Raw genomic sequence first — 19,346 nt, 5'->3', positions numbered from 1 at the left:
CTATTCGTCGTTATCGTCGTCCTTCGTGGATAATCGGTGCGCAACCGTCTCTGGTTGAACTGCCGATAAAATCACATGATCGCTATCCGTAATAATTACAGCACGCGTTCGGCGTCCATATGTCGCATCTATAAGCATATGGCGGTCGCGTGCCTCTTGAATGATCCTCTTAATTGGAGCCGATTCCGGGCTAACGATTGAAATAATGCGGTTCGCTGATACAATATTACCGAATCCGATATTAATGAGTTTAATAGCCAAGCCTGGTTCCTCCTCCGCCTACGGTCTTGCTTGTGCATCTGCCTGCAAATGTTCAAATCCGATTTTTTATGTTTAGTAGATGTAAAAACGACAAGTTCGCTTCTTGCCAAATACCGACAGAACTACTGCACTATTGTTGACGAAAAAAGTGCCGGACATACGTCCCGAAGCGTGCTCAGCCTATGCTGGCGCCGCTTATGGGCAGCCTGTCCTTGCCATCTGTAATAGTTGTGGCAACTGTATCCATGCTTTATTTTAATTGATTTTTCACGAACGAACAAGCGAAAATGCGAAAACAAGCAAAAAAGCCTGTTTTTCGCATACATTCTGCCTTATTTGGCTACTTGCGGTTGGTCTTATCCCACACATATTGCGTAAGCTGTACGCCCATATCATAGAACATGAACGGCGTAATTAAATAAATCCCTTTAAAATGCGGCAGTGCGGCATCAAGCAGTTCCTTCGCAATTTGCACGCCTTCCGCACGCCCCGCTTCGCCTTCAAGCCCCGCCATTCGTTGACGGACCTCATCCGAAAGCTGAATACCCGGCACCTCATTATGCAAATATTCTGCATTGCGCCCGCTCGCAAGCGGCATAATGCCTATAAATACAGGCACAGTCAGATGCTTGGTCGCTTCTGCAATACGCTCAATAAGAGCTGGTTCGTAAACCGGCTGCGTCATAATGTAGTCAGCACCTGAAGTAATTTTTCGCTCAAGACGTTGCACCGCCTTGTCCAAATGCTTCACATTCGGATTAAAGGCGGCGCCTACGACGAATTTCGCTTTCTGCTTCAGCGGTTTGCCTGAGAATGCCGTTCCGTCGTTCAATTGCTTGATCATCCGGATCATTTCAAAGGATGTAAGGTCATATACGGAGCTCGAATCCGGCAAGTCGCCAAATCGGGCAGGATCTCCAGTAACAGCTAGCACATGATCGATATCCAGCGCATCAAGCCCCATCATATGGGACTGCGTTCCGATCAGGTTGCGGTCGCGGCAGGCAATATGCACGAGCGGACGAATGCCAACCTTCTCCTGAATAAGCGCTGCAAGCGCTATATTGCTCATTCTCGTTACAGCCAGCGAGTTGTCTGCCATGGTAACCGCGTCCGCCTTCGCTTCTTTAAGCGCGGCAGCACCATCCATAAATTTGCGGATATCCAGATCGCGCGGCGGGTCTAGCTCAACGATAACCGTATGTCTCTTTTGGACAAGATCAACGATAGACGGCTCTTGAACAACTTGCTTTTGCGACGTTACAGTCGCTTCAGCCGGCTGTTCCGCCTGCTTCACAATAATCGCTTCTCTCGGTGCAGCAATCGGAGCTGTTTGTCCAATTTGTGGAATATAGCCGTCGAGCGCCTCCGCAATGGCCTTAATATGCTCCGGCGTCGTGCCGCAGCAGCCGCCAATGAGGCGTGCGCCGCGGTCGGCAAAACGCTGAGCGGACTCCGCAAAATATTGCGGACCTGCTGAATAGGCATATTTGCCGTCAATATAATCAGGTATACCAGCATTTGGATAAACCGATAATGGCAAGCCTACAGGACCCGTAATGGAATCAATGGCTCTCATAATGCCGTTAGGACCACTGCGGCAATTAAAGCCGACAACGTCAGCACCTTCGGCTTGCAGTTGATCGAAGGCGCTCTTCATGCCATTTCCATCCTGCGTACGGCCCACGTCTTCAACAGCAAACTGGCAAATGACTGGTACGCTTGATGCCGCTCTCGCAATTCGAAGCGCCAACAACATCTCGTCTAAATCATAGAACGTTTCAAGTAGGATACCGTCTACGCCTTCATCAAGCAAAGCATGCATTTGACGCTGGTAGGCTTCAATAACTTTTGCAGTCCGAAGATTTTTCAGCTTGCCGTCACGAATGGAGCCCACAGCGCCTACAACATAAGCATCATCGCCAATGGCTGCACGCGCAACGCGGACACCCGCTCGGTTGATGGCATCCATGTCGCCTTCCAAGCCATACTTCGACAGCTTCTCCATATTGGCTGAGAACGTGTTCGTCTCTATTACTCTCGCACCTGCCTCATAATAGCGCCTGTGAATATTTTCAATGACATCGGGACGAAGCGTATTGAATTCTTCATAAGAAACGCCGACAGGGAACCCCATCTGATATAGATAGGTTCCCATCGCGCCGTCCCCGGTTAAGATGCGCTGCTGGAGCGCCTCCCTCAAATCCGGTTTCATTATATTCTCTCCACCCATCTTACTTTGCTTTAAAGAGTCCCGCGGAAGGAAACCGCAGCTGGACCCGTCATATAAACATGATTATCAGACTCGTTCCATTCGATAAGAAGATCGCCGCCTTTAAGCGATACTGTAGCCGTACGGTCAGTCGCACCCGTCAATACGGATGCCACAACTGTCGCACACGCACCAGTGCCGCAAGCAAGCGTTGGTCCTGCTCCCCGTTCCCATACGCGCATATCCGTGTGGTTGCGGGAATTCACCGTTACGAACTCTACATTGATTTTGCGAGGGAAGAGCGGATGTGTCTCCAGCTTAGGCCCCCATACGTTCAAATCAAAGTTCACAGCATCATCCACATAAATGACGCAGTGCGGATTGCCCATCGATACGGCCGTAAACCGGAACTCCTTGCCATCCACCTCAATCGGGTGCTCGATAACACGTTCAGCGTCAATCGTTGTCGGGACTGTCAAGCCATTGAGGATCGGTTCGCCCATATCAACACGGACAGAGGATACTTCCCCATTGTCCACGGTAAGCTGAACCTTTTGCGCCCCAGCGCCCAGCGTTTCAATCGTGATTTCTTCTTTATCGGTTAAGCCATTATCGTATACATATTTGGCTACGCAGCGAATAGCGTTGCCGCATTGTTCCGCTTCCGATCCGTCTGAATTAATGATGCGCATGCGGAAATCTGCGATCTCCGAAGGCAATATATAGACAAGACCGTCTGCCCCGATTCCAAAAAATCGGTTACATAACGAGACCGCGAGATCCGCCACACCCTCTGGAAGCTGCTGCTCGCCCGCGATTACTACAAAGTCATTCCCCAAGCCGTTCATTTTTGTAAAATTCATCTAATTGCCCTCTCCTTGCCACATCTCTTGGTATGATAAAGCTATGATTTATTCTCAATAGCATACCGCAAAGCAAGGAGAAAGGCTATTCATAATTTGTATCATCATTTGTATTTTTTAGTTATCTCGCCGCGCTTTGCGGTCCGATTGGCCATTTTGTTTTATTCTTCTTTTTGTTCGGCGAGCCTAGCACACTGCCTATTCCCATTAGGAAAGTAGGAATTCCCGCAGCTACGAACACCAGACACCATTCCCGGAAGCCAATTGGAACGGTTTTGAAGATCGGCTGCAGTGCATCAATATAGAGCACGCCTAGCATAAGAATGAGTGATGACAGTACGGCTAGCACCAAATATTTATTTTGAAACGGATTCCGGTGAAAAATAGAGCGGGAGCTCCGGCAATCGAATACATGGATAAGCTGCGCCATGACAAGCGTTGCGAAAGCTACAGTCTGAGCTTTCATCAGTTGTGCCGCACTGCCCGGTGCATCGTGCAGCGTAATCCAGAAAGCACCAAGTGTGCAAACGCCGATCAGAATGCCCCGGCTAATAATTTTCCACCCCAGCCTGCGGGAGAATATGCTCTCCTTAGCCGAGCGCGGCTTTTGCTGCATCAGATCCTTCTCTGCTTGGTCTACGCCTAGTGCCATAGCCGGCAAGCCGTCCGTTACCAAGTTAACCCAAAGAATCTGAATCGGTACGAGCGGCAGCGGCAGGCCTGCCATCATCGCAAGGAACATCACGAGAATTTCACCCACGTTGGATGCCAGCAAGTAACGGATAAATTTCCGGATATTCTCATAGATGCCCCGGCCTTCCTCGATCGCAGCTACGATGGTCGAGAAGTTGTCGTCACTGAGCACGAGCGCAGAAGCTTCCTTGGTGACATCCGTTCCCGTGATGCCCATGGAAATACCAATATCAGCCGCTTTGATCGCAGGCGCGTCGTTGACGCCATCACCGGTCATAGCAACTACGTGACCCTGGCGTTGAAGCGCTTTGACAATACGCAATTTGTGCTCCGGCGAAACCCGCGCGTAAACATAAACATTCTCGACAAGCCGATCAAGCTGTTCATCTTCCATAGCTTCCAGTTGCTTGCCGCTCATGGCAATGCCACCACGCGGCATAATGCCAAGCTGACCTGCAATCGCCTCTGCCGTTAATTGATGATCACCTGTAATCATCACCGTCTTGATGCCTGCACGGCGGCAGGTTGCTATGGCTTCCTTCACCTCGCGGCGCGGAGGATCAATCATCCCTGTCAAACCAACGAATACCAGTTGACATTCCGCATCACTTTCGGTCTCGCAAGCGTCGCTAGCACGCAAATCACGGTAGGCAAGCCCGAGCACGCGAAGCGCACTTTGAGCCATAAGCTCGCCTGCCTCCGCGCATTTGCGCTTAAGCGTAGCCGTGAAAGGCACAACCTTGCCTTCCCAAAGCACGTAGGAGCAATGATCCATAAGCAAGTCGGGCGCACCCTTGGTACAAATTAGCTTGCCGCCTTGATGCGCAACAACGACGGACATCCGCTTGCGCTCGGAATCAAACGGAAACTCCTTTTCCCGCTTGTACAGCTGTTCCAATGATTTTGCGGAAGAACCGAGCTTAGCTGCCAGCACAGCAAGCGCTCCCTCAGTCGGGTCCCCCTTGAGCACCCATTCCTGCTGGATCTCCTTGCTTTTTCGCTTGCTGGTATCCTCGCTCTCCACCTTGACGATTTGGGCGTTATTGCACAATGCGCTCACTTGCAGCAAACGCTTGATGGACTGATCATGCTTGATATCCAGCGCATTGCCCTCTTCGTAAATAGCCCCGGTCGGATCATAGCCTTCGCCGCTGACCTCTAGCTGCCTGCCGCCAACCCAAACGTGGGTAACCGTCATTTTATTTTGGGTCAGCGTTCCCGTTTTATCTGAACAAATGATCGAAGCGCAGCCAAGCGTCTCTACTGACGGAAGCTTGCGCACGATAGCCTTGCGTTTGATCATCCGCTGAACGCCAAGCGCAAGCGCAATGGTCACAATAGCAGGCAGTCCTTCGGGAATGGCTGCTACGGCCAGACTCACACCAGCAAGGAACATGCCATACGCCGGCTGTCCATGCAAAATACCGGCAACAACAACCATAACCGTCAGCGCGATCGCCACGACAATCAAAATTTTACCCAACTGCTCCAGCCTGTGCTGCAGAGGCGTCTCCATCGATTCGGTTTGCTGGATCAGACCGGCGATTTTGCCCATTTCCGTATCCATCCCTGTTCGAATAACGACTGCCTTAGCTGTACCCCTGGTGAGCATTGTACCCATGAAACCGATATTTTTCTGGTCGCCAAGCGGCAAATTGTCTTCAGCAATCGCTGCTGAATGCTTGCCAACCGGGACAGATTCACCCGTCAGCGCCGATTCCTCCACATAACAGCTGTTCGCCTCAAGGAGTCGTACATCCGCTGGTATGCGGTCCCCGCTCTCCAGATAGATGAGATCACCTGCAACCAGTTCCTTAGCAGCCACGGTGAGCAGCTCACCGCCCCTGATCACCTTCGCGGTAGGAGCTGATAATTCTTTAAGAGCCCGCAGCGAGCGCTCCGCTCTAAACTCCTGAACGAAGCCGAGAACGGCATTAAGCGCAATAATTGCCACAATCGTAATGGCGTCCAGGTACTCGCCCAGCAAGCCAGAGATCAACGTCGCTCCCATTAGAATAAGCACCATAAAATCTTTAAATTGATTAAGGAAAAGCAAGATTGGCGAGACACGCTTTCCTTCCGTCAATTCATTCTGTCCATTTTGCTCTAAGCGCTGCGCCGCTTCCAACGTCGCCAGACCTTGTTCAGGGGAGCTGACTAAAGCGTCCACCAGCTCACTTGTCCCCATTTGATGCCATTTCATTTGTTCCATGGTATAACTCCCTCCCATAATATGCCGAGCCATGCAGTAACGACGCCGGCCCTTCGGACAGCCTATATAGGGTAAATGTATTCGGACAGCCCATAAAATATCCCACCAGGGACTTAAGTTTTTGTCTCAACTATGGCATGATAGAGATAGACTGACCAAGGAAGCGAGGAACCACACCATGGCATTAGACGGCATCGTCACCCATGCGATCACGCATGACCTGCAGCGCTGCGTTGGCGCGCGTATACATAAAATTCACCAACCGACCGATCACGAGCTTGTTTTCTCCATTCGCGGAGGAGGCGCGCATGGCAAGCTGCTCTTGTCTGCCAACCCAACCTACCCCCGCGTCCACTGGACGACAGGCACCTACGTCAATCCGATGGAAGCGCCTATGTTCTGCATGCTTCTTAGGAAGCACTGCGAAGGCGGACAGATCGAATCCATCCGCCAAGTGGGAAATGAGCGGATCATTCACATTGAAGTCAAGCACCGGGACGAGCTAGGCGATTTGTCCAATAAAACAATCATTGTCGAGATTATGGGACGGCATAGCAATATTATTTTGATGGACCCCTCTACGGGAATGATTCATGACGGCATACACCATGTCACGCCTGCAATCAGCAGTCACCGGATCGTTATGCCCGGCAGCAGCTACACATCGCCGCCTGAGCAAGGCAAGCTTGATCCACTTGCCATAACGAGCGAGCAGCAACTCAATGAGGCACTTAACGACACTGATGAGACAGCCCCACTACATAAGCGGCTTGTTGACCGGTTCAGCGGATTCAGCCCACTGCTTGCCAGAGAGCTCGTTTACCGTGCACAAGGCGGCGCAGATTCAGTGAAAGCCACAGAAGAAGCTGCACAGCCAACCCTTGAGGCATTATGGAGTGCCTTCTCGCAATTCAGCGAGCAGGTCAGAAATAACCGCTACACGCCAACCATAAAAACCAACACCGAAACTGGAAAATCTTTTTTTTCCAGCACGGAGCTAACGCATATCGAAGGAGAAGCTGTGATTTTCCCGGATATTAGCGCTTGTCTCGAAGCCTTCTATGGCAATAAAGCCGAACGGGATACGGTGAAGCAGCGTGCGGCGGATCTCATCCGGTTCGTCCAAAATGAAAAAGCAAAAAACATTACAAAAATCAAAAAGCTGGAAGATACGCTCGTGGAGGCTAGGGACGCCGAGAAATACCGTGTGCTTGGGGAGCTGCTGACCGCCTACATGCATCAAATCAAACGGGGCGACACCTCCATTGAGCTCGTTAATTTCTATGATGAAGAACAAGCCGTCGTCAAAATCGATCTGGACCCTCAGCTTACACCGTCGGATAACGCACAGCGCTATTTCCGTCGATACACGAAGCATAAGAACAGCTTGTCTATTGTGGCTGAGCAAATGGACATCGCCCGTACCGAGATCCTCTATTTTGAATCGCTTCTGCAGCAAGTTGATAACGCTTCGCTTGGGGATATTGGCGAAATACGCGACGAGCTCGTCGAACAAGGGTATATGAAAGAGCGCGGAAAACGGGGCCAAAAAAAGAAAAAAACGCTCAAGCCAACGCTGCTGTGCTATACCTCCTCAGAAGGCGTAGCCATGTATGTCGGCAAAAACAATACGCAAAATGAATATTTAACGAACCGGCTGGCTTCCTCCTCGGATACCTGGCTTCACACCAAAGATATTCCAGGCTCCCATGTTGTCATCAGGGGCGGTGAGTATGGCAACGCAACGTTGGAAGAGGCAGCCATGCTGTCTGCGCATTATAGCCAAGCTCGTGACTCCAGCTCGATTCCTGTTGATTACACCTATATTCGCCATGTTCGCAAGCCAAGCGGCGCAAAGCCTGGCTTTGTCATCTACGATAACCAAAAAACGTTATTCATTACGCCTGACGAGCAGCGAATCAAATCACTTTCATGCGAGACGAAATAAAAACATCCATACGCAAAAAAGGCAGAGCAGGAGCAACTCCCCTGTTCTGCCTTTTTTCATTGGATTGGTCTAATGCAGAATTACTTTCATTTTCTCAATACAGCTTTTTCCGTCACCGGCAATGAGATACACCTGCTCTGTCCCTTGAAGCAGAGCATCCTCATGAATGGCTCTTCCGCCAATAAAAACCTTCGTCCGAAAATGATTTTCCGTAATTCGACGATCCAGCTCTAGTAAAAAAGGAACTGCGGACTCAAGCCTCTCCTCAATAGAGAAGCTGAAGGTAAACGCAGTCGGCTGCACATCCGCTAAGCAATCAAAAATCCCTTTCTCTGCGGGAGAGCTTCCGAGGTAAATGACCCGAAAGCCCTCCTGCTGAGCGAAAAATCCAAAAAAAAGAATCCCGAGCTCATGACGTTCGCCCGGTCCGCATGCCGTTACGAGCAAGGGACTTTCATCGTTAGGACGAAATAAGCTGCGGATGGCAAGCATCTTGTCCCGAATAAAATGACTTCCAAAATGCTCCTGGTATTCCGAGATCTCGCCTCGCTCCCAGCGTTCTCCAAGCTCGACCAGTGTTGGCTCTAAAATATTTAACAGCAAATGCTCAAGGTTATGAATAGCAAGCAGCTGCTCATAAAAACGCTGTGCGTTGCTAAGATCGAGCTGAATAAAAAATTGCAGCAGTTGCTCGATCGGTTGGTTCCAGTCCATAGCCGTAGGCATATAAAATTGTTGCAGCTTCACAATAGCGTCTTCGGATGCCAACTCTATTTCTTCCCGTTCCAGCTCCTTTGCAGCAGCCTCCTGTTCATTTTTCCATTCCAGCACAGCCATTCCAATTGGAACGCCTTCGTCCACCTGCCCTTTTAGCCAAACCAGCGTTTCCATATCCTGCTTCGTGTAGCCACGATACCCATTCTGCATCCTTTGCGGCATCACAGCCTCATAACGCTCTTCCCACTTACGGATAAGCTGCGTAGATACGCCTGACCGCAATGAAACTTCTTTAATCGTATACAGCCTAGGCGTCATACCGCTCTCTCCTCCATGAAGGCTCCAGCTGTTTTAACACTTCTATATCGACTGTCCGGCTGCCAATGGCACCATGAAATACAATACCTTGACGCGAGCCATGAAAATCCGAACCGCCCGTGACAATTAAGTTTTTACTCTCTGCAAACTGTGCATAACGGATTTCTTCTTCCGGGCCATGATCAGAATGAAACACTTCAATTCCTTGTACACCGTAGTTTATAATCTCTTGCACTACTTTATCATTGGCATACAACCCGGGATGGGCGATTACGCTTGTCCCGCCCGCTTCTCTAATCCAATCCACAGCTTCAAAGGGAGTGATTCTTGGCGGATTGACGTACGCTGAAGCACCTGAAGCCAGATAACGGTCAAAAGCCTCCTTCATGCTGGCGACAAAACCCTTCCGCAGTAAAACCGCAGCAATATGCGGTCTTCCGATACTGTTCGCAGAGGACTGTTGCGTCTGCTTAGCACTCTCATGATGGGCGGCAGCTAAAACCTCATCCATCGTTATGGACAGCCCCAGTTCGTTTAGCTTCTCAACAATCATTTCGTTGCGTCTGTCCCTTATCCCGCGAAGACTAGCTAAACGCGCCAGCCATTTATCATCGTCATTGTTGGTATAATAACCGAGAATATGAATATCCGTCCCGTCTGCCACCGTGCTCACTTCCACTCCAGGCACGATCGTTACGCCGAGTCGATCCCCTTCACGGATGGCTTCTGCCACGCCAGCAACCGTATCATGATCCGTAATGGCTAGAGCCGCAAGTTCAGCCGCTTTTGCCAACCGGACGTTTTCAGCAGGGGATTGCATACCATCCGAAGCCGTAGTGTGCGTATGTAAGTCAGCAAGTCCCTGTATTAAAGCCATTGCTGCAGATCCCTCTCTCTCAGAAAAGATAAAAAAGTAACGGCTGATATGGGCAAAATGGCTGATTTTAGATAGATCGAATAAAATTGCCGTTGAAATTTGGAATCCGACACTTTGATCATTCGAATTAAATCAAGGGCCACCTCATGCTTAACAGAGGACGAGGAAATAAAGGAAATGCCTAAACCAGCTTCAACTGCTGACTTAACTGCTCCTGTGCTGCCCAGCTCCATCACAATTTTCATCGTTGCAGGATCAATATTTTTTTTCCGCAACTGCTCTTCCATCACAAGCCGAGTTCCCGAGCCTTGTTCACGCAGCACGAAGGGATATTCCATAACCTCTTCCAATGTAACGGATGCGCAGTCAGCAAGCGGATGTGATTTGGACACGATTAGCCGAAGCTCGTCACTCATAACGGCCTCCATATGCATATCAGGGTGATTAACTGGAGCTTCAATCAATCCAAAATTAAGCTGATGATTAAGTATATCTTCCATGATTTGCGACGTATTCATCACCTTCATGCTAATTGAAATATGCGGATATTCCTGTCCGAACGGGCCCAGCAGACGCGGCAATATATATTCGCCTATCGTTAAGCTTGAGCCTAGTTGAAGCCTTCCCTTGAGCTGCTTCGTAAATGCAGACATCGCCTGGTCCGTATCCCGAATTAAATCAATGCTTCGCTGAGCATAGGGCATAAGCGCCCTGCCTGCTTCCGTCAATTCAATCCGTTTTGTAGAGCGCTGCAGCAGCTTTGTTCCGAAATAATCTTCCAGTGACTGTACTTGCATAGTCACGGCAGGCTGAGTCATATGTAAAGATTGCGCAGCAGCCGAAAAACTGCCTCGTTCCGCAACCGTGCAAAAAATATGTAATTGGTGAAAATTAAGCGCCATATTCCAATCATCCTTTCTTCTGCTGAATATTATACTACAAAGCTTGTACAGAGTCTTATAACCAAAGCAAAAAGCATGCAATCTTTTTTAGATGCACGCTCTGTATCATTATTTTATGTTATTATTTCTTATTTTCTTTTTCTGCTGCTCTTAACAAGGGTCATGCGACGGGAGTGCCTAAGCCATGAATAATAGGACTTTAGGTCCCTTAGCTCAATCGTCTCTGACATGCGGCCGAGGAAGGTTACGATAATCATCTTCTGGAGAGGAACTCCGGTAATGTCCGTTTCTGTTAAAGAGTCCGCAAATTCAGCTACAAACACGAGGTCATCATCGATTAAGTATACATCCTGCTCGTTGCGGTAATATGGCTCAATACGCCCTTGCTTCAAGCATTCCCACAAAAATTCGGCAATGTCTTCGAAGCCGGTTTTTTCACTTTCAATCCGGTCGAGCCAGCGTACTTTCGCATGGTTCGTAATGACGATGTCCGCTACTTTCTTATCACCTAGATCGATATAAAACGACTCGTATGTGCTCCATCTTCTCGTCATTTTATCTTTCATTGCGCAACCAACTCCTCCCAAGGAACCGGGTCTTTTTTACTATGAATTTAATTCCATTTTACCACGATTGTCCGAGATTACAACAATAAATTAAAGTCAGACCATATTTGTAAGTTATTGGATGATTATGTATAAAAAAGACGCTTCTCAGCATTTTTTGTCGCTGAGAAGCGCCCGTTACAAACATGTTTATATTATTTTCCATTAAAACAACTGACCATCCGCTTGAACGAAGTCATCGCGCGCTTAGCTGTCAAAACAGAGCATTACGTCAGAACTACAAGCTATAAAACCTCGTTTTGTCTTCACTATCCTTGCTGTATTCCGTCTTGATTTCGTTACGGTAAGACCGTTCGATCTTGCGAACATATGAAAGCTTCCCCATCTGCCGCACAGCCTCTTCCGATCGCTCTGCGTTCATGTACATCACAACGTAATGCATCTTGCGCGACATATAATGAACCGTTCCGAAACGCTCCAGCGATCTAGCCGCTTTCAAATCGCTAACCCATACTATATAACCCGTTCGTTCCGGCAGCATCCTATTCCTCCTTAAAGGTTTGCGTAGCAAACCTACTTCGTAAGCATCCGCTAAGGTTTGCGTAGCAAACCTACTTCGTAAGCATCCGCTAAGGTTTGCGTAGCAAACCTACTTCGTAAGCATCCGCTAAGGTTTGCGTAGCAAACCTACTTCGTAAGCACTCGCTAAGGTTTGCGTAGCAAACCTCTTCGCAAGCATAGCTTCCGCGCTTCATGAACAGCACCTAGCCGCAGCCACCGCTTCCGCAGCTGCATGATCCGCCGCTTCCGCAGCTGCCGCCGCCCCCAGCCTTCTCATTTCCAGGCACTTTAATATTATCAGAAACGGATTCAGCTATAGTGCGGGATACATCATAAAGCATTTCATCGACAACCTGCTCGGCTAATTTAAAGCGCCTAACGCTTTCAATTTCGCTTAGCTCGCGTTCGATTTTTTTCACCTTGTCTTTCGCTTCGTTATAATCGGGATGAAAACGTCCGAAGCGCTCGCACTCGACAAACAGCTCTTTCGCTTTCGCGAACCGCTTAGCCGTTTGCTTCACTACCTCGTCCTCATTCACAGCCGACTTCCAATATAAATATTCGGCGACTTCCGCCGATTGATTGATCCAATCCCCTAGTTCATAAGCACAAAGCAGCAGAGACGCCATATCGAGAGAAGAAACGCCGCCTTGCGGTTGCTCCAACTGAACAGTCGTTAAACCTTCAGCAGTTGGCATTCATCCACCTCATTTCAATTTACATAAATACTACACTATCATATCATAATCGCTTAGTTAATTGATAGAGATTATATTGTAGCGTCTTGCCCAGGAATAACCAAACGCATTTCCTCCCACATATCCGGCGTAAGACGAATCAGAGAACTCCCTGGCTGGTCACGCAGCAGCCCGATGACGGCCCACCCGTCATCCTGCTGCTCCAGCTTCTCAGGGACAAAGGAGCGCAGCTCCCGCTCGATTCGCAGCTGTACTGGCGTTTGCCATTGCAGGGCTTGCTCAATAAGCTCTCTTCTTGTCGAATGATGATACGCTCGAAATTGCTTGATCCACATCGCCGGAACTCTGTCTCTTTCAGCGAGTGCTGGCACTTCCCCTTTCAGACAAGGCCCATTAAGCTCGAAATGCTGGAGGGGAAAAGCTTCATAGATGAACGCTGGCGTTGATCGTCTCCATTCTTCTGTATGAATGGTGCCTCGTAATTGATTTTCCCACTCTGCTAGAGAAAACTGAGGATAAGCGGTGCTTATCGCTCCAACCTCTAATTGTACAGCTTTGCGGGGCTCATAGCCTGCTTTCTTCAAGGCTTGCCGGATCTCAGCGATTTGAGTTCGCTCAACAATGTAATCCATTTTCCCCAGCTTCTGAATTAGATAAGCTTTCATGGACGGGATTTGCTCCACCAGCGCAGCCATCTCCTCATTGTCGCAGCGGAGCAGCGTAACCTCCGCAAATGCCGTACGGCATGCCCGGGCCGTCCACACATCCAGCAAATACTCGGCGGCAGTCGGGAGCGGCTCTCCGCCCGAAACGAAAACAAGAAACGCTTTGATGTCCGAGGAAGTTCTCCCTAGCTCTATTGCTTGGGCAACCGATGCAGCTTCCAGCCGATATACCGCCACCTGCTCATCTGACTTTAATTCTGCAAGCAGCGCAAGCTCCCACCTTACCCAGAATGGACACTCCGGTTCGACCATTAATTCACCATTAGGAGATACCGTGACAAACGGAGGTTCGTATCTGACCATACTTGTAGAAATAAGGTCATGAAGCGGTGCTTCCGCCTTCCATCTGACAAACCACTCCCGGTCACCATTGCCTTCGCGATCAACAATTTCCAACCAGCCTAAGCTATGCCATAATTCAAACCAGCGCCGATTAAAACAATCCAATCGCTGTTCGGACTCTGTATATTCAGATACTATATTAACCTCTAGCGCTGCCTGTATTTTCTTCCTTGAGTACCATGTTCCCGCTTGCAGCCCAGCCATCGCCGCTGCCAGATGTGCACTTCCGCCGCTAGCCGGCAAAAATAACGCGAGTACCCAAGCCATAAGCTGGCGCTCCCGATCGCGCTCTTCAAGCATTAGCCATCTGCTGAGCATTTCCTCATTCCATCTCAATGTACCCTCATCCTGCTCAAGCAAACCAAAAGCAAAACCTGCTTCCAATATAAAGGCAACCGTCAGCGGATATTTGTCTGGGAAAGGCCATTTCAAACCAAACGACGCAAGCGCGCCCTCGTCTATATCAACGGCTTGCATGAGCTTGGCAATCGTTTTTTTGGAAAGCGTACCGCTTGTAGTAAGGGCAAGCCCGCAGCGACCTAAGATCGAAAAGGCTGCAAGTAATTGTCTCCCGAATGGTTTGCAATAACCCCTCATAGCACCATTCATCAAATATTCTCTCTCCTGTGTAGTGATCGGCTCTACCTTGCATGGGAATAAAGCTCTTTGCCAGCCACCAAAACTGTCCAACGGCATAAAATACAAACGTTCCCCCCATACCTTCCGAACTGAAAACAACACGCCAGCTCCCTCAAGCTCCGCTAGACCAAGCTGGCTTTCCGCACCGGATAACTCCGAATGCTTGCGTATTTCTTTGAGCAGCCTATCGCTCTCAACAGGAACAGCCGCAAAGCTGCGCAGCAGCATTCTCAATACCTCAGCTGCATAAGGGGGCAGCAAACGGGAAGCTGCTTGAATCTCCTCGTCCTTTATCGCCGCTTCTTCCCATCGCATTCCCCTCTCCCTAGCCCGAAGCCATATGGGCGAATGATCTAAGCTTGCCCTGTGCTCGTTAGAGAGCTTGCCAAGAAGCATATTTATTCTCACTGAGCCGCAGCCTCCTCCGCCAAAACGTGATCAGCTGTCGGAACAGTCACACGCTCGTACTTGTAGCCCTGTTCCAGCATAAACAGCTGTCGCTTCATCGCGAACTCTGCTTCCTTTGTTTCGTCCGTAACGATCGTATAGAACCATGCTCGATTATGACCAGCTTTCGGTCTGAGCAGCCTCCCTATGCGCTGCGCTTCTTCCTGCCTCGAGCCAAAGCTGCCTGAGAGCTGTATAGCCACAGCAGCATCCGGCAGATCAACCGCAAAATTTGCAACCTTTGAAACAATCAACACCGAAATGTGTCCCGCTTTAAACTTCTCATAAAGCTGTTGTCGCTCTGCATGTGATACCTCGCCTGTCAATACTGGCGCCCCAAGCGTTACAGCCAGCTCATGCAATTGGCTCAAATATTGCCCAATAATTAAAGTAGGCTTCCCCAAATGTTCCTTCAGCAGCTTCTCAACAACAGGTGTTTTCCCCGGGTTTTCAGCTGCGATTCTAATTTGGGCACGTATACTTGCTTGCGCGTAAAGCACTCTGCTGCTCTTATGGAGCGGAACTCTGATTTCCGTGCAAGATACAGCGGCGATATGCGAACCAGCTTCAGCCATTTTCCACAGCATGTCATATTGCTTTGGTCCGATCAAGGAATAGACATCCTCTGCACAGCCATCCTCACGAACGAGAGTAGCCGTCAAGCCCAGACGCCTCGTCGCTTGAATGTCAGCAGTCATCCGGAACACCGGAGCAGGCAGCAAATGGACCTCATCATAGATAATGAGTCCCCAGTCCCGTTCAGTGAACAGCTTCATATGAGTGAAAGGCGCCTCTTTTGATCTTCGATGTGTCAAAATATTATAAGTGGCAATCGTTACTGGACGTACCTGCTTAAGCGTACCGCAGTACTGGCCAACCTGCTCCTCCGCCAATGATGTCTTATCCAAAAGTTCGTCCTTCCATTGCTTGACCGAGGTGCTGTTTGAGGTAAGAATTAGGGTCGCCCTTCCAAGTCGGGCCAACGCGGCAATGCCGACGATCGTTTTCCCCGCACCGCAAGGAAGTACGATTACGCCACTGCCGCCCTGCACCGTACCTTCCTTATAGAATTGATCGACAGCCGCTTGCTGATAACTTCTTAATTCAAATTTACGGCTGCTGCGGGTCATATCCGTCAACTGAATAGCCAGTGTCTCTCCGGCATGATAACCTGCCAAATCAATGATGGGATAACCTAGCCTGGTCAGCTCCTGCTTCAAAATCCCTCTGTACTTTTCGTTCATCTCCCATGCAATGGCCGAATGCTTTAGGACAACCGCGTCCATTATTGTCGTAATATGCTCCAGTTCTTCCATCAAGATCGGATCGCCATGTAATAGCAATCTACCAGAATCTGATGACAACCAAAGCTTTCCGTATCTTCCCATCAGCTTTCTAAGCGTCGCCTCCGCTTGAAAGGGAACCTCATACCGCCCGTACCCCGTCAGCCAGCTCATAATGTCGTCGGATGATATCCCGGCAGCGGCAGCATTCCAAAGCGTTAACGGCGTCATTTGATACGTATGTATGTTACCCGCCCTTCGAACCGCATCCATGAAGAGAACGAGCTTGTCTCTGGCTTGCTGTGCCGCTGGCTTGCGTTCATCAAGCAGCACCACTAAATCTGATTGGACAATTAAAGGCCTCTCACTAAGATCGTGCATGGTTCTCCTCCTCAAAGATTAGGACTTGCAGATTACTTCTGCAAGGCAAACGAAAGTGGCCACAGGATGCCCCTTCTCTCAGTATGAAGAAATTGGCACTTTTTTATGCTTGAATCCGACAGCGTCTTTACGCGATTTTTATATACAAGATGTGTTATAGTAAATGAGTAAGCTCTCATTTTGACCGCACGTCGGGCTGGAGGTACTACATCAATGAAAAGAATGTTTATAATTCTCCTCATGCTCGCATGCTTGCCGCTTGCCGCCTGTTCGGCCATTTCCGAGCTTAATTCGAACGTTATTCAAACGAACCAATGGTACCAAGTCGCCGGTTACATTGACGGAGACACCTTCAAGATCAAGACAGGTTCCGATGAAACGACGATTCGCTTACTTTATGTGGATACGCCGGAAACCAAAAAACAGGATAGCCCGGTAGAGCCATTCGGTCCTGAGGCATCCGCTTATACGAAGGAGCTTCTGACTGAGTCACAGGAGGTCAGACTGACCTTTGATAAAGAGCTGAACGACCAATATGACCGTACACTTGCCATGGTCGAGCTCAAGGACGGACGGATTTTGAACGAGCTTTTGCTAGAGGAAGGGCTCGCTAAGGTACTAATCGTAGAGCCCAATGTCAAGATGGAGAACGCGTACAAGCAGCTAGAGCAGCAGGCCAAGGTCGCGAAGAAAGGCCTCTGGAGCAATACGGACGAGAGTACGCATACCGAATTTCCCGTTAAGAAAGCAGCACGAACCGGCATTACCATGGATGTCGACAAGGTCGCAGAGCTCGTGACAATTACAAATACGACAAACGATGCCATTCCGATGAACGGTTGGAAACTCGTCAGCGTACGCGGCAATCAAACTTTCCCATTTGGGCCTTATATTTTAGAAGCAAAGCAAATAGTAATCGTTTCCTCAGCAGATGAGACTGTTACTTCTGACTCTGATATTTTGCAATGGGGCGCAACGAATATTTGGAACAACAAAGAATCAGACCCCGCTGAGCTTTATAATCAATATAATGAATTAGTGTCCGTCTGGGAGGATAACTAGCGATCTTTTGCTTGTTATCAACGTTAATGGCGATCACATTCCTCTGAGTCACGAAACCTAGCTCGGAACAATAAAAAGTAATCTCTGTTCAAAAAAAGACTGCCGAGACGTGTTAACACGCCTCGGCAGCCTTTTTTTTTGGGTGACCATATATTATTCTAAATACGATGTTTACAGCTCAAAGCATGTCCTACTAAAGTGCCAATCAGGCTTTAGACGGTACCTAAGTCACCCTCTGCATAATCATCCGCCATTCCGATCAACAGCCTAGCGGCTCGCAGCATAGCGTTCTCATCGAAATTAAACTTCGGGTGGTGATGTGAATAGCTTGCTCCTATGCTCTCATTGCCAGCCCCTACAAACATAAAACAGCCCGGTACCCTCTCCAAATAGTAAGAGAAATCCTCTGCTACGGTTATGGCTTCAGATCGCACGACAGAAGCTTCGCCGAATAATTTCCCTCCTACCTTGAAAAACCGCTCAGCTTCTACTTCGTCATTCACCACTGGAGGATATCCAATTCGCATCTGGTACTCAAACTCTGCTCCATGCATCTGACAAACGTGAGTCACTAAAGCCTCAAGGCGATCATGAATCATCATTCTCGTCTGCTCATCGAACGATCTGACGGTTCCTTTCAGCCTGCAGCGCTCTGCGATAATATTGTTTGTTGACCCTGCTTGAAAGGAACCGATAGAAACGACAGCAGGCTGCAGCGGGTTGACATTCCGGCTGACGATGGATTGGACGGACTGAACGAGTGTCGAGCCAATCATGATCGCATCAATGGCTTGATGAGGCAGTCCGCCGTGGCCTCCGCGCCCGATAATATCAATAACAAATTCATCCGCAGCAGACATAAAAGGTCCCGGCTTGGATGCAACCAAGCCATGGGCCAGCGGTGTCCATAAATGCACGCCATAAATGGAATCCACGCCCTCCAGTGCCCCGTCTTCGATCATGGGCTTTGCTCCGCCCGGAGTTACCTCCTCTGCAGGCTGAAACAGAAGCCTGCGTTCCCCTTTGAGCGACGGCCGATTAGCAGAATAATAAGCCGCAATCGCAAGCAGCGTAGACGTATGACCATCATGTCCGCAGGCATGCATGACATTGGGTACCTTCGATGCATAATCGCATGTTTTCTCATCCTGGATCGGAAGCGCGTCTATATCCGCCCGCAGCGCGACCACCGGTCCCGGAAGCTCCCCTTGAATGACTGCAATGAGTCCGTGCCCGCCGACGCCTGTCCGAACGTCGCAGCCAAGCTCCGCCAGTTGGCTTGCAATCCAGCTTGACGTTACTCGCTCATGAAAGGATAGCTCGGGGTACTGATGAAGATGCCTGCGCCAACGCACCATTTTCGGAAACAACTGCTGAAGCTCCAGATCTACGATATCCTCTGTCTGCAAATCGCAAACCTCCTAACATTTTTACAAAACAATTCCTTAACTCTTGTTTGCTTTTCTTTCACAATTCTACTCGGAAGCCCCTGCTTTCGAACGATTGAGAACATTTTATCTAGTTTAACAGAAGTAAGCCTTATTAAGGAAGCTTATCCCCCATCGAATCGATGAGAAGGATACATTTCTTCAAAATGTCACGATTGTTCGCTTGAAGTGATGGGAGTAAGGGTTGCGCT

15 protein-coding genes are annotated in these 19,346 nt (G+C 49.2%); 2 read left to right on the top strand and 13 right to left on the bottom strand.

Annotation, left to right across the window (positions count from 1 at the left end; genetic code table 11):
• The 4 genes from remA to E0496_RS31600 all read right to left on the bottom strand — a co-directional run bounded on the left by remA (nucleotide 1) and on the right by E0496_RS31600 (nucleotide 6,241).
• Nucleotides 1-261: an extracellular matrix/biofilm regulator RemA gene (gene remA / locus E0496_RS31615; protein ID WP_005548256.1), complete on the bottom strand. Its 261-nt coding sequence runs from the start codon at nucleotides 259-261 to the stop codon at nucleotides 1-3.
• 340 nt (nucleotides 262-601) lie between these two features.
• On the bottom strand, nucleotides 602-2,476 hold the full coding sequence (locus tag E0496_RS31610; RefSeq protein ID WP_141505925.1) for a bifunctional homocysteine S-methyltransferase/methylenetetrahydrofolate reductase: 1,875 nt from the start codon (nucleotides 2,474-2,476) through the stop codon (nucleotides 602-604).
• Between the two features lie 29 nt (nucleotides 2,477-2,505).
• Nucleotides 2,506-3,336, bottom strand: a complete 831-nt coding sequence (gene dapF / locus E0496_RS31605) for a diaminopimelate epimerase (protein WP_141505924.1) — start codon at nucleotides 3,334-3,336, stop codon at nucleotides 2,506-2,508.
• Between the two features lie 121 nt (nucleotides 3,337-3,457).
• Nucleotides 3,458-6,241, bottom strand: a complete 2,784-nt coding sequence (locus E0496_RS31600; protein WP_141505923.1) for a calcium-translocating P-type ATPase, SERCA-type — start codon at nucleotides 6,239-6,241, stop codon at nucleotides 3,458-3,460.
• A 178-nt stretch (nucleotides 6,242-6,419) separates the two neighbouring features.
• Here E0496_RS31600 and E0496_RS31595 point away from each other — a divergent pair, with 178 nt between their 5' ends.
• The gene (locus tag E0496_RS31595; RefSeq protein ID WP_141505922.1) at nucleotides 6,420-8,189 is read left to right on the top strand and encodes an Rqc2 family fibronectin-binding protein; all 1,770 of its coding nucleotides are present in this window, start codon (nucleotides 6,420-6,422) and stop codon (nucleotides 8,187-8,189) included.
• Between the two features lie 69 nt (nucleotides 8,190-8,258).
• Here E0496_RS31595 and E0496_RS31590 read toward each other — a convergent pair whose 3' ends face one another.
• The 8 genes from E0496_RS31590 to E0496_RS31555 form a co-directional block, all read right to left on the bottom strand.
• On the bottom strand, nucleotides 8,259-9,224 hold the full coding sequence (locus E0496_RS31590) for a MerR family transcriptional regulator (protein ID WP_141505921.1): 966 nt from the start codon (nucleotides 9,222-9,224) through the stop codon (nucleotides 8,259-8,261).
• The gene (locus tag E0496_RS31585) at nucleotides 9,214-10,101 is read right to left on the bottom strand and encodes a PHP domain-containing protein (RefSeq protein ID WP_175598139.1); all 888 of its coding nucleotides are present in this window, start codon (nucleotides 10,099-10,101) and stop codon (nucleotides 9,214-9,216) included. Before E0496_RS31585 ends, E0496_RS31590 begins: the two co-directional genes overlap by 11 nt.
• On the bottom strand, nucleotides 10,092-11,003 hold the full coding sequence (locus tag E0496_RS31580) for a selenium metabolism-associated LysR family transcriptional regulator (RefSeq protein WP_141505920.1): 912 nt from the start codon (nucleotides 11,001-11,003) through the stop codon (nucleotides 10,092-10,094). The genes E0496_RS31585 and E0496_RS31580 overlap by 10 nt, the downstream gene beginning before the upstream one ends.
• Nucleotides 11,004-11,131: 128 nt before the next feature.
• Nucleotides 11,132-11,569: a hypothetical protein gene (locus E0496_RS31575; protein ID WP_139998151.1), complete on the bottom strand. Its 438-nt coding sequence runs from the start codon at nucleotides 11,567-11,569 to the stop codon at nucleotides 11,132-11,134.
• A 277-nt stretch (nucleotides 11,570-11,846) separates the two neighbouring features.
• Nucleotides 11,847-12,110 (bottom strand): YlbG family protein, encoded by a 264-nt coding sequence (locus E0496_RS31570; protein ID WP_138751699.1) that lies wholly within the window; start codon nucleotides 12,108-12,110, stop codon nucleotides 11,847-11,849.
• Between the two features lie 223 nt (nucleotides 12,111-12,333).
• Nucleotides 12,334-12,828, bottom strand: a complete 495-nt coding sequence (locus E0496_RS31565) for a YlbF/YmcA family competence regulator (protein WP_141505919.1) — start codon at nucleotides 12,826-12,828, stop codon at nucleotides 12,334-12,336.
• A gap of 71 nt (nucleotides 12,829-12,899) precedes the next feature.
• A complete protein-coding gene (locus tag E0496_RS31560; protein WP_141505918.1) occupies nucleotides 12,900-14,942 on the bottom strand; it encodes a helicase-associated domain-containing protein in 2,043 nt (680 codons plus the stop codon).
• Complete coding sequence (locus tag E0496_RS31555) at nucleotides 14,939-16,645, bottom strand: DNA repair helicase XPB (protein ID WP_141505917.1); 1,707 nt, start codon at nucleotides 16,643-16,645, stop codon at nucleotides 14,939-14,941. The genes E0496_RS31560 and E0496_RS31555 overlap by 4 nt, the downstream gene beginning before the upstream one ends.
• Nucleotides 16,646-16,858: 213 nt before the next feature.
• Here E0496_RS31555 and E0496_RS31550 point away from each other — a divergent pair, with 213 nt between their 5' ends.
• Nucleotides 16,859-17,707 (top strand): thermonuclease family protein, encoded by an 849-nt coding sequence (locus E0496_RS31550; RefSeq protein WP_141505916.1) that lies wholly within the window; start codon nucleotides 16,859-16,861, stop codon nucleotides 17,705-17,707.
• Between the two features lie 212 nt (nucleotides 17,708-17,919).
• On the opposite strand, the gene E0496_RS31545 is transcribed toward E0496_RS31550, so the two are convergent.
• A complete protein-coding gene (locus E0496_RS31545) occupies nucleotides 17,920-19,065 on the bottom strand; it encodes an amidohydrolase (protein WP_141505980.1) in 1,146 nt (381 codons plus the stop codon).
• Between the last annotated feature and the right edge of the window lie 281 nt (nucleotides 19,066-19,346).

It is taken from the genome of Paenibacillus luteus, assembly GCF_006542765.1.
GTDB classification, from domain to species: Bacteria; Bacillota; Bacilli; order Paenibacillales; family Paenibacillaceae; genus Pristimantibacillus; species Pristimantibacillus luteus.
The sequence above is the reverse complement of the archived record's forward strand: the minus strand, read 5'-3'. Positions and strand labels throughout refer to the sequence as shown.

Excerpts from the sequence above, each read along its gene's own strand:
- E0496_RS31600 (WP_141505923.1), bottom strand. The coding sequence starts at position 6,241 with ATGGAACAAATGAAATGGCATCAAATGGGGACAAGTGAGCTGGTGGAC.
- E0496_RS31555 (WP_141505917.1), bottom strand. The coding sequence starts at position 16,645 with ATGCACGATCTTAGTGAGAGGCCTTTAATTGTCCAATCAGATTTAGTG.
- dapF (WP_141505924.1), bottom strand. The coding sequence starts at position 3,336 with ATGAATTTTACAAAAATGAACGGCTTGGGGAATGACTTTGTAGTAATC.
- E0496_RS31590 (WP_141505921.1), bottom strand. The coding sequence starts at position 9,224 with ATGACGCCTAGGCTGTATACGATTAAAGAAGTTTCATTGCGGTCAGGC.
- E0496_RS31545 (WP_141505980.1), bottom strand. The coding sequence starts at position 19,065 with ATGGTGCGTTGGCGCAGGCATCTTCATCAGTACCCCGAGCTATCCTTT.
- E0496_RS31570 (WP_138751699.1), bottom strand. The coding sequence starts at position 12,110 with ATGCTGCCGGAACGAACGGGTTATATAGTATGGGTTAGCGATTTGAAA.
- E0496_RS31585 (WP_175598139.1), bottom strand. The coding sequence starts at position 10,101 with ATGGCTTTAATACAGGGACTTGCTGACTTACATACGCACACTACGGCT.
- E0496_RS31565 (WP_141505919.1), bottom strand. The coding sequence starts at position 12,828 with ATGCCAACTGCTGAAGGTTTAACGACTGTTCAGTTGGAGCAACCGCAA.
- E0496_RS31595 (WP_141505922.1), top strand. The coding sequence starts at position 6,420 with ATGGCATTAGACGGCATCGTCACCCATGCGATCACGCATGACCTGCAG.
- E0496_RS31550 (WP_141505916.1), top strand. The coding sequence starts at position 16,859 with ATGAAAAGAATGTTTATAATTCTCCTCATGCTCGCATGCTTGCCGCTT.
- E0496_RS31610 (WP_141505925.1), bottom strand. The coding sequence starts at position 2,476 with ATGAAACCGGATTTGAGGGAGGCGCTCCAGCAGCGCATCTTAACCGGG.
- E0496_RS31575 (WP_139998151.1), bottom strand. The coding sequence starts at position 11,569 with ATGAAAGATAAAATGACGAGAAGATGGAGCACATACGAGTCGTTTTAT.
- E0496_RS31580 (WP_141505920.1), bottom strand. The coding sequence starts at position 11,003 with ATGGCGCTTAATTTTCACCAATTACATATTTTTTGCACGGTTGCGGAA.